The following is a 9,046-nucleotide window of genomic DNA, read 5'->3' as shown; positions in this document are numbered from 1 at the left end:
TGCACGGGCAAGCGCGATGGCTTGCCTTGCGACAGGCGCCAAACGGTGCGGGCCACGTCGTCGGCGCTCAGGCGCACACCCAAGGTCTGCACGGTTTTCATCTTGCTGACGTCGTCGCGCACCATGGCCGTGTTGACGAACAAGGGCAGCACGTCGACCACGCGGATGGCATGGCGTTGCCACTCGATGTCGAGCGCCTCGGTGAAGCTGCGCACGGCGGCCTTGGTGGCCGAGTAGGTACTGAGCATGGGCTGGCCATACAGCGCCGAGGCCGAGCACATGTTGACGACCCGCGCGCCCGGGGTGCGCTTGAGCCAAGGCAAAGCGCTGTGGCAGCCATTGACCACGCCCTTGAGGTTGATGTCGATGAGGCGGTGGTGGCGGGCCAGTTCGGCGTCCTCGAAAAGGCTGGTCACGGCCACGCCGGCGTTGTTGAACAGCAGGTCCAGGCGCTGGCCCGCGGCCTGCCAGAAGGCGGCCAACTGCGGCGCCCAATCATCGGCACGCGACACATCCAGACGGCCCGCGTGGCAGCGATCGGGCCCCAGTTGCTGGCGCAGGGCCTGCACCGCAGCCTCGTCCACGTCATACAAGCCCACGAACCAGCCCGCCTTGGCAAAGCGCTCGGCCACCGCCCGCCCGATGCCAGCGGCGGCGCCGGTGATGAAGATGCTGGGACGGGGTGGACTGCTCATGGATGAAGGCTCCTGAATGGACTCTCATCAGGATAGCCAGGCAGGGATGACCCGTCTTGACCTGATCGACCTGGAATTTGACAATTTCATCCATGCCCGCCTCGCTCACCACCACCTCCTCACGCCCGCCCCTGCCGCCCCGCTTGTACGAGCGCGATGTGGTGCAAGGCATGGTGCCGCTCACCCTGGTTCGGGTGCTGAGCCAATACCTGCAATCGAAGGGCGTTGCGCCCCACGAGGTGCTGCCCCGCGACCTGGATGTGGGCGATGCCAACCAGTTGGGGCGATTCTCGGCCGAGGCCTATTGCCAGCTGCTGATCAAGGCGGCCGAACGCCTGCACGATCCTTTGCTGGGCCTGCACCTGGGACAAACCATTCAGCCTGCGCACCTGGGCGCGCTGGGCTATGTGCTGCTGGCCTGCGAGAACCTGGGGGGCGCGCTGCAGCGCCTCCAGCGCTACCACCGGCTGGTGCACGACATCAACCCGGTGCAGCACCGCATTGAAGGGGGCAACCTGGAGCTGCAGTGGGGCATCGCGCATGGCAAGCCGGGGGCTTTGTTTGACGAGTCGGGCATCGCTGGCCTGGTGCAGTTTGGGCGCGATGTGTGTGCCCAGCAACTGCCCTTGGCCCAGGTTGATTTTGTGAACCCGGCCCCGGCTGACTTGCGGCCTTATCAGGCTTACTTTGATTGCCCGGTGCGTTTCAACCAGCCCATGACGCGGCTGGCCATTCCCTTGGGCAGCTTGATGGCCCCATTGCGGCAAGCCGATCCCATGCTGCTGAAACTCATGGAGGAGCAGGTGGACGCGGCCATGGCGCAGTTGCCTGATGCGGGCGACTTGGCGGAGATGACGCGGCGCGTGGTGGCCCATTTGGCGCCGCATGGCACGCCGGAGTTGGCGCAGGTGGCGCAGGCGTTGCGGTTGTCGCCACGCGTGTTTTACCGGCGGCTGGCCGAGCAGGGTTTGAACTTTCGAGACCTGCGCGAGACGGCTTTGCAGCAGGTGGCTGAGCTGCATTTGCGCGATCCCCGGTTGACGCTGGCCGAGGTGGGGGCGTTGTTGGGCTATTCAGAGCAGAGCGCTTTTTCTCGGGCCTTCAAGCGTTGGTCGGGGGTGGCGCCTTTGCGGTGGCGGCAGGCGCTTGTCAAGGGCGGTTGAGGATGTGCTTGGCGCAGATTTGAGGGCTTTGTATTGGCAGCGCGGGGCGCGGGCTGTGTGGGTATTCGGCAGGGCTTCATGTTGGTGGTCCCGCTGTTAGCGGGACTGCCTTGCGATGCTCGTGCCGAGGTGGTGCCGGAGAACTCACTGCGCGGATTGCATCCGCTTCGTTCAAACAACTCCGGCAGGTCAGATGACGATGCACGCTGTCGCGTGCCCGCCTCGGCACTGCGCTTCTCAGCACCAACAAGACGCCCCACCGAATACCCACTCAGCCCGTGTTTCGCCCCGCTGGTGGCATGCCACGGCCGCAGTCTGTGGCTGGTCACCGCCGAATCCACCGCGCCCCCCCCCCTGCAAAGACAAAACAACCCCCTCAGCGACTCATCCCACTGTGGTGAAACCCCAGCGTGCGCCCCGGCGCCGCCTGCGCCAGCAGCCAATCCGCCACCGCCTGGCGCTGCTCCGGCGTGTAGTGCAGCCCCAACTTGCTGCGCCGCCACAAGATGTCATCGGCCGTGTGCGCCCACTCGTGCCGCTTCAGGTAAAACAGCTCGATCTCGTACAAATCGGGCGCCACCTCCGCACCCAAATCGGCCCGCGAGATTACGCCATCCAGCAGGCGCAAAACGCGGCTGCCATAAGCGCGCGTCCAGCGCCGCATCAAGCCCAAATCCAACCAGGGATGACGTCGGCGCAATCGCGACTGGAACTCGGTCATGTCCAGCTCAGGGTGCACCACCTCGTCGATCAAATCGGTCAGCTGCCCGCCAGGCAAGACCGCATCGGCCGTCCAGCGGTGGCGCAACTCGCCCAACTGGCGCCCCACCAGGTCGGCCGCTTCTTCTGACAGCAAGCGGAAGGTGGTGAGCTTGCCGCCCCACACCGTCAACCACGGCGAAGGGAAGGCATGCGCCTCGAGCCGGTAGTCGCGCGTCACGGCCGAGGCCTTGCCACTGGCGTCGTCCAGCAAAGGGCGCACCCCCGCGAACTGCCAGACCACATCGCCCGGCTGCACCGCCTGGCGGAAGTAGCGGCTGGCGTGCTGGCACAAATACATCACCTCTTCAGGATCGACACCCACCGCCCCGGGCGCGGCCTTGTGCTCCACATCGGTGGTGCCAATCAGGGTGAAATTGCGCTCATACGGGATGGCAAAAATGATGCGCCGGTCTTCGCCCTGGAAGATATAGGCATGGTCGTGGTTGAAGATGCGCGGCACCACGATGTGGCTGCCCTTGACCAAACGCAGGTGCGCGTTCGAGGCATCACGTTTGCTGGACGAAGAAGCCTTGGCTTGCACCCCCATGACCTGCCGCAGCATGTGCTCGGCCCAGGGCCCGCCCGCGTTGACCACGGCCCGCGCCCGGATGCGGATTGTGTGCGTGGATTCTTGCGTGGTCGGATCACGGTTGACCAGTTCGGCCAACCAACCACCGGGCATGGCTTGCAGCTTCTCGCAGCGGGTGCGCGGCAGGATCATCGCACCGCGTTCGGCGGCGTCCATCGCACACAGCACCACCAGCCGGGCATCGTCCACCCAGCCATCGGAATACACAAAGGCCTTGGTCCACTTGGCGTTCAAGGGCGCGCCCAGCGCATGGCCGCGCAGGTTGATTGTGCTGCTGGCAGGCAGGAAATCACGCACCGCCAGGTTGTCGTACAACCACAGCCCCATGCGGATCATCCAGGCAGGGCGCATGGAAGCATCGTGCGGCAACACAAAGCGCAGCGGCCACATGATGTGCGGGGCGGATCGCAGCAGCAACTCACGCTCGGCCAGGGCCTTGCGCACGAGGGAGAACTCACCGTATTCCAGGTAACGCAGGCCGCCGTGGATCAGCTTGGTGGACGCTGACGAAGTGTGGCTGGCCAGGTCGTCTTGCTCGCACAGCACCACGTTCCAACCGCGCCCGGCCAGATCGCGAGCGATGCCGACGCCATTGATGCCGCCGCCCACCACGAGGACATCGCAATGGTGATCCGCCGATGAAGCCTCAGCACTGGTCGTTGACAAACGAGGTCTCCTTATTCACCTGACCGCAAATCATACTTTGCGGCCTTCGCCCATGGCCCCTGCCCTTCAGTTTCTGTCCGCCATGCCGAAACAGAACTTGTGAAATTCCAACCCTCCCGACTCAAACTGGGCGGCATCACGGCGGCGGCGATCATAGTGTTGACCGCGACGGTGCTGCCCCTGAGCCTGACCTGGATCAACGAAGCCCGCGACAACCGCCAGCAGGTGGAAGACCGGCTCACGGCGCTTCGGCGCGTGCATGAGTTGCTGATCGATGCAGAAACCGGCCAGCGCGGCTATGTCATCACGGGCAAAGATGCCTTTCTGCAGCCCTATCACGCCGCCTTGGCGGTACTGCCCGGCGAATTGCAAACACTGAACCAGCGGTATGAGCACAACAGCTCGGGTGACCGAAAACGGGTGAACGATCTGCTCCAAAACGCCCAACACCGGCTCAGCGGGCTGGCCAAGGTGGTGGAACTGCGCCAGACCGGCGGCTTTGCCGCAGCCGAACCCATCGTGACCTCCGGGCAGGGCAAGCACTACATGGACGAGATCCGCCGCATCTCCGGTGAGCTAGGCGCCATCGAAGTGCACGAACTGGCGGAGCGGGACACCGAGTTGCGCGCCAAGACCTGGGTCGCCACAGCCTTTTCGGTGATCAGCACGCTGCTGTCCTTGGGATTGCTGGGATACCTGGCCGCCATGATGGCCCGCACCATCCGGCGCGGAGAACAGTCGGCCGCCCAGGCCTACCGCGTCAGCGAAGAACTGGAAAGCGGGATGGCGACATTGCGACGCCACAACGATGAGATGTCCATCCTGGGCGAAATGTCACGCTTACTGCAGACCGAAATGACGCCCATCGAGGCCCTGGAAGTCACCGGGCTGTTCTGCAGCCGCCTGCTGCCCGGCACCGTCGGCACGATCTACCTGTACCGCAACTCGGAAGACTTGCTGGCACTGGCGGGCAGTTGGGGGTCGGTGCCCGAGGTGGCGACCATGCTGGAGCCCCAAACCTGCTGGGGACTGCGCCGCGGCCAGGTCCACCGTTGCAGCGGTGCCGCAGACCTGCGCTGCACGCACGCATCTCCGAGGGCCGCAGGGTCCACTGGCCATTTCGAACTCTGCCTGCCCTTGATTGCCTATGGCGAAGTGCTGGGCCTGATGAACGTGCAATCCAGTGCCGCCATCCAAGACGCCGCCCGTTCGATGGAACAGGCCGCAGCCATGGCCCAGACGATCTCCGAGCAAGTGGCCCTGACGCTGTCGAACGCCAAGCTGCGGCAGGTGCTGCGCGACCAATCGATCAAAGACCCTCTGACTGGCTTGTTCAACCGCCGCTACATGGAAGAGACCCTGACCCGCGAACTGGCCAGGGCCCAGCGCAACGGCACCTCGGTCGGGATCGTCGTTGCGGACCTGGACCATTTCAAGAAGGTCAATGACACGCACGGCCACCCTGCCGGCGACGCCGTGCTGTTGACCGCAGCCCGCCACATGGCGCAGATGGTCCGCGCCAGCGATGTGGCTTGCCGCTACGGCGGCGAGGAGTTTGTGCTGATCCTGCCCGATTGCACCAAAGACGCGGCCATGCTGAAAGCCCAGCAAATTTGCGACAGCCTGCCGCAGTTGAAGATCACGGCAGCGGGTGCATCGATCAAGGTAACGGCCTCCTTCGGCGTCGCGGCCTCGCCCTTTGATGGCGAAGCGGCTACCGCGCTCTTCCAGGCAGCCGACCAGGCCGTGTACGAGGCAAAGCGCAGCGGACGCAACCGTGTCGTCTCTGCCACCGAATCCCAAGGTCAAGTCATCCCCCACTAGGCAAGCTCGGTTTTTTTCATTACTGTCACTTTCTTTTCGTTTAGCCTGATAGTCATGACGAGCACCCTGCCCACGAAGGAAGCCGCTGCCGCGCCCCCCCGCGACGACTGGAGTCCCAACCCCCGCCAGATCGCGCTGCTTGAGGAAGTGCGCGCACGCGGCGCCGTCTCGGTCGAACGCCTGGCCTTGCGCCTGAACGTGACCATGCAGACCGTGCGCCGCGATGTGCAGCGCCTGGCCGACGCGGGGCTGTTGGTGCGTTTTCACGGTGGCGTCAGCCTGCCGCGCACCGCGCCGTCGGTGGGCGCCTGGAAAGAGCGGCAAGCCCTGCGCGCCGATGCCAAGGCGCGCATCGCGCGGTCAGTGGTCACCGCCATCCCCGATGGCGCCAGCATCATGCTGGGCAATGGCACCACGGTTGAGGCGATTGCGCGCGAGTTGCTGCGCCGACCCGGCCTGCGCATCATCACGCACAACCTGCACGCCGCCCAGGTTTTGAGCGAACACCCTGACTGCAAGCTGCACATTGCCGGGGGCATTTTGCGAGGCCGCGATTGCGCGCTCGAAGGCGACAGCACCGTGGCCTTCCTGCAGCAGTTCAAGGTGGACATCACCATCCAGTCCGCCATGGGCATCGACCCCGATGGCACCATGCGCGACATCGACCTGCGCGAGCTGCCCGTGGCCCAAGTCATGATGACGCAGGCGCGCGAATGCTGGCTGGCCACCGACGTGAGCAAGTTCAACCAGGCCGCGCTGGCCGAATCAGGCCGCCTGCACCACATCAAACGCGTGTTCACCGAAGCCCTGCCTCCCCCGCCTTTCCCGGCGATGTTGCAAGAGGCTGGCGTGGCACTGACCATCGCCCCCTGACATGGCCCTGATCCTCGCCCTGGACCAGGGCACCTCCAGTTCGCGCAGCATCGTGTTCGACGAGCACGGCCAGATCCTGGCGCAGGCCCAGCGCGAGATCCGCCAGATCTACCCGCGCCCCGGTTGGGTTGAGCACGACCCGATCGAGCTGTGGACCAGCCAGCGCGACACCGCCCTGGCCGCCTTGCAGCAAGCCAAGGCGCAAGGCCATGCCCTGACCGACGTGCGCGCCATCGGCATCACCAACCAGCGTGAGACCACCGTGCTGTGGCGGCGCGACACCGGCGAGCCCTTGGCCCACGCCATCGTCTGGCAAGACCGCCGCACCGAAAGCCTGTGCGCCCAATGGCGTGAGCGCGGCCTGAGCGACATCATCCGCGACAAGACCGGCCTGGTGATCGACCCGTATTTTTCAGGGACCAAGCTGAAGTGGCTGCTCGACAACGTGGCCGGTGCGCGCGCTGCAGCCGAACGCGGCGAGCTGGCCTTTGGCACCGTGGACAGCTGGCTGCTGTGGCAGTTGACCAGCGGGCGCGTGCACGCCACCGATGTCAGCAACGCCTCGCGCACCTTGTTGTTCAACATCCAAACCCAGCAATGGGATGAGGAGCTGTTGGCCCTGCTCGACATCCCGCCTTCGCTGCTGCCCAGCGTGCACCCGTCCAGCCACGCGTTTGGCGTGGCCGAGGTGGGCGGCCTGAAAGGCCTGCCGATTGGGGGCATCGCGGGGGACCAACAAGCCGCGCTGTTCGGGCAAGCGGGCTTCAACGCCGGCCTGGCCAAGAACACCTATGGCACCGGCTGCTTCATGCTGATGCACACCGGCGGTTTGGCCCAGCCCTCCGCCAACGGCCTGTTGACCACGGCGGCCGCCCAGGTCGGGCCGCATCCTCAGTACGCGCTGGAAGGCAGCGTCTTCATCGGTGGGGCCGTGGTGCAGTGGTTGCGCGACGGGCTGCAGGCCATCCGCGCCGCCAGCGAGGTGCAATCACTGGCTGAAAGCGTGCCTGATTCGGGCGGCGTCATCTTCGTGCCCGCCTTCACCGGCCTGGGCGCACCCTATTGGGACAGCGAGGCGCGCGGCGCCATCGTCGGCCTGACGCGGGGCAGCACGGTGGCGCACATCGCGCGCGCGGCGCTCGAATCCATCGCCTTTCAAAGCGCCGCCCTGCTGCTGGCCATGAGCCGCGATGCCGTCGCCGCCGGGGGCCACCCGGTGACCGAGTTGCGCGTGGACGGCGGCGCCTGCGTCAACAACCTGCTGATGCAGTTCCAGGCCGACCTGCTGGGCATCCCGGTGGTGCGGCCCAAGGTGGTCGAGACCACGGCATTGGGGGCGGCTTTTCTGGCCGGCCTGTCGTGCGGGGTTTATCAAGACACCGCCACCCTGGCCCGCCTTTGGCAAACCGACCGCGTCTTCCACCCCACCCTGCCGCACGAACGCGCACAAGAACTGATGGCGCAATGGGAGCGTGCCGTGCGCCAGACCTGCACCACCTGAACCCCCAGGAAGACCCGCAAGCCGAATGTCGCGGGCAGTTCCCTGCTGTCGCGTGGCACCCTAGGCCACTGACCGGCGAGTCAGTAACATCCGACCGGATGAACGACACCATGACGCCCCCCAGCACGACCTCCTTTGTCCAAGCCCCAGGCGGCCGCCTGGCCCTCAGACGCTGGGGCACCACGGGCAAGCCCGTCATGGTGCTGGTGCATGGCTACCCCGACAACAGCAGCAAGTGGGAGGCCGTGGCCCAGCACCTGCGGCAAGACTTTGACGTGGTGGCCTACGATGTGCGCGGCGCGGGCGAATCCTTCAAGCCCCAGGCCGTGGCCGACTACAAGCTGGCCCGCTTGACCGAAGACTTCACCGCCATCATCAACGCGGTCAGCCCCGACCAGCCCGTGCACCTGGTCGCGCACGACTGGGGCTCGGTGCAGAGTTGGGAGTTCGTCACCGAGCCGGCGCTGGCAGGGCGCATCGCGTCTTACACCTCGTGCTCGGGGCCATCGCTGGACCACGTGGGTTTCTGGATACGCGACCGCCTGCGCCACCCCAGCTTGTCTGGCCTGGGCCAATTGGGCCTGCAATCGCTCAAGTCCTGGTACATCTATTTCTTCCAGCTGCCCTGGCTGCCCGAGGCCCTGTGGCGCCGGGTGCTGGGCCGCCATTGGCCCGGCCTGATGCGCTGGGTGGAAGGCACCCACATCGAGCCCCGGGCCTCGCAGGCCGAAGACGGCGCCCTGGGCATCAACCTGTACCGCGCCAATGTGTTCGCCTGCACGATGCGCCCGCGTGAACGTTTTGCCCATGCGCCCGTGCTGTTGCTGGTGGCCCTGAAGGACCGCTTTATCAGCCCCGCCCTGACGGCCGACCTGGCCCGCTGGGTGCCAAAGCTGACGCGGCGGGAGTTGCAGGCAGGGCATTGGGTCACGCTGCAGCAACCGCAGGTGTTTGCGCAGGCGGTGCGCGAGTT

The 9,046-nt window shown here is 65.8% G+C and carries 7 protein-coding genes; 5 read left to right on the top strand and 2 right to left on the bottom strand.

Features of this window, described 5'->3' with window-relative positions:
* On the bottom strand, positions 1-695 hold a 695-nt coding region (locus H7225_RS08295), incomplete at its 3' end, for an SDR family oxidoreductase (RefSeq protein ID WP_290660704.1).
* 92 nt (positions 696-787) lie between these two features.
* Between H7225_RS08295 and H7225_RS08290 the strand changes: the two genes are divergently transcribed.
* The gene (locus H7225_RS08290) at positions 788-1,858 is read left to right on the top strand and encodes an AraC family transcriptional regulator (RefSeq protein WP_290660702.1); all 1,071 of its coding nucleotides are present in this window, start codon (positions 788-790) and stop codon (positions 1,856-1,858) included.
* 376 nt (positions 1,859-2,234) lie between these two features.
* Here H7225_RS08290 and glpD read toward each other — a convergent pair whose 3' ends face one another.
* Positions 2,235-3,875 carry a glycerol-3-phosphate dehydrogenase gene (gene glpD / locus H7225_RS08285; protein ID WP_290660700.1) on the bottom strand — a complete coding sequence of 547 codons (1,641 nt, stop codon included), beginning with the start codon at positions 3,873-3,875 and terminating at the stop codon, positions 2,235-2,237.
* 99 nt (positions 3,876-3,974) lie between these two features.
* On the opposite strand from glpD, the gene H7225_RS08280 reads away from it, so the two are divergent.
* From H7225_RS08280 to H7225_RS08265, 4 genes are all read left to right on the top strand, one after another.
* Complete coding sequence (locus tag H7225_RS08280; protein WP_290660698.1) at positions 3,975-5,699, top strand: diguanylate cyclase; 1,725 nt, start codon at positions 3,975-3,977, stop codon at positions 5,697-5,699.
* A gap of 54 nt (positions 5,700-5,753) precedes the next feature.
* A complete protein-coding gene (locus H7225_RS08275; protein WP_290660696.1) occupies positions 5,754-6,572 on the top strand; it encodes a DeoR/GlpR family DNA-binding transcription regulator in 819 nt (272 codons plus the stop codon).
* Position 6,573: 1 nt separating this feature from the next.
* Positions 6,574-8,073, top strand: a complete 1,500-nt coding sequence (gene glpK, locus H7225_RS08270; protein ID WP_290660694.1) for a glycerol kinase GlpK — start codon at positions 6,574-6,576, stop codon at positions 8,071-8,073.
* 98 nt (positions 8,074-8,171) lie between these two features.
* Positions 8,172-9,046, top strand: an 875-nt coding sequence (locus H7225_RS08265; RefSeq protein ID WP_290660692.1) for an alpha/beta fold hydrolase, incomplete at its 3' end; no start/stop codon positions are given.

The organism is Aquabacterium sp., assembly GCF_014378415.1.
Taxonomy (GTDB): domain Bacteria; phylum Pseudomonadota; class Gammaproteobacteria; order Burkholderiales; family Burkholderiaceae_C; genus Aquabacterium.
This window is presented reverse-complemented; position numbering and strand designations above follow the sequence as displayed.

What these genes read in the sequence shown, in the direction of transcription:
- H7225_RS08290 (WP_290660702.1), top strand. Translation starts at nt 788, where the DNA reads ATGCCCGCCTCGCTCACCACCACCTCCTCACGCCCGCCCCTGCCGCCC.
- H7225_RS08275 (WP_290660696.1), top strand. Translation starts at nt 5,754, where the DNA reads ATGACGAGCACCCTGCCCACGAAGGAAGCCGCTGCCGCGCCCCCCCGC.
- glpK (WP_290660694.1), top strand. Translation starts at nt 6,574, where the DNA reads ATGGCCCTGATCCTCGCCCTGGACCAGGGCACCTCCAGTTCGCGCAGC.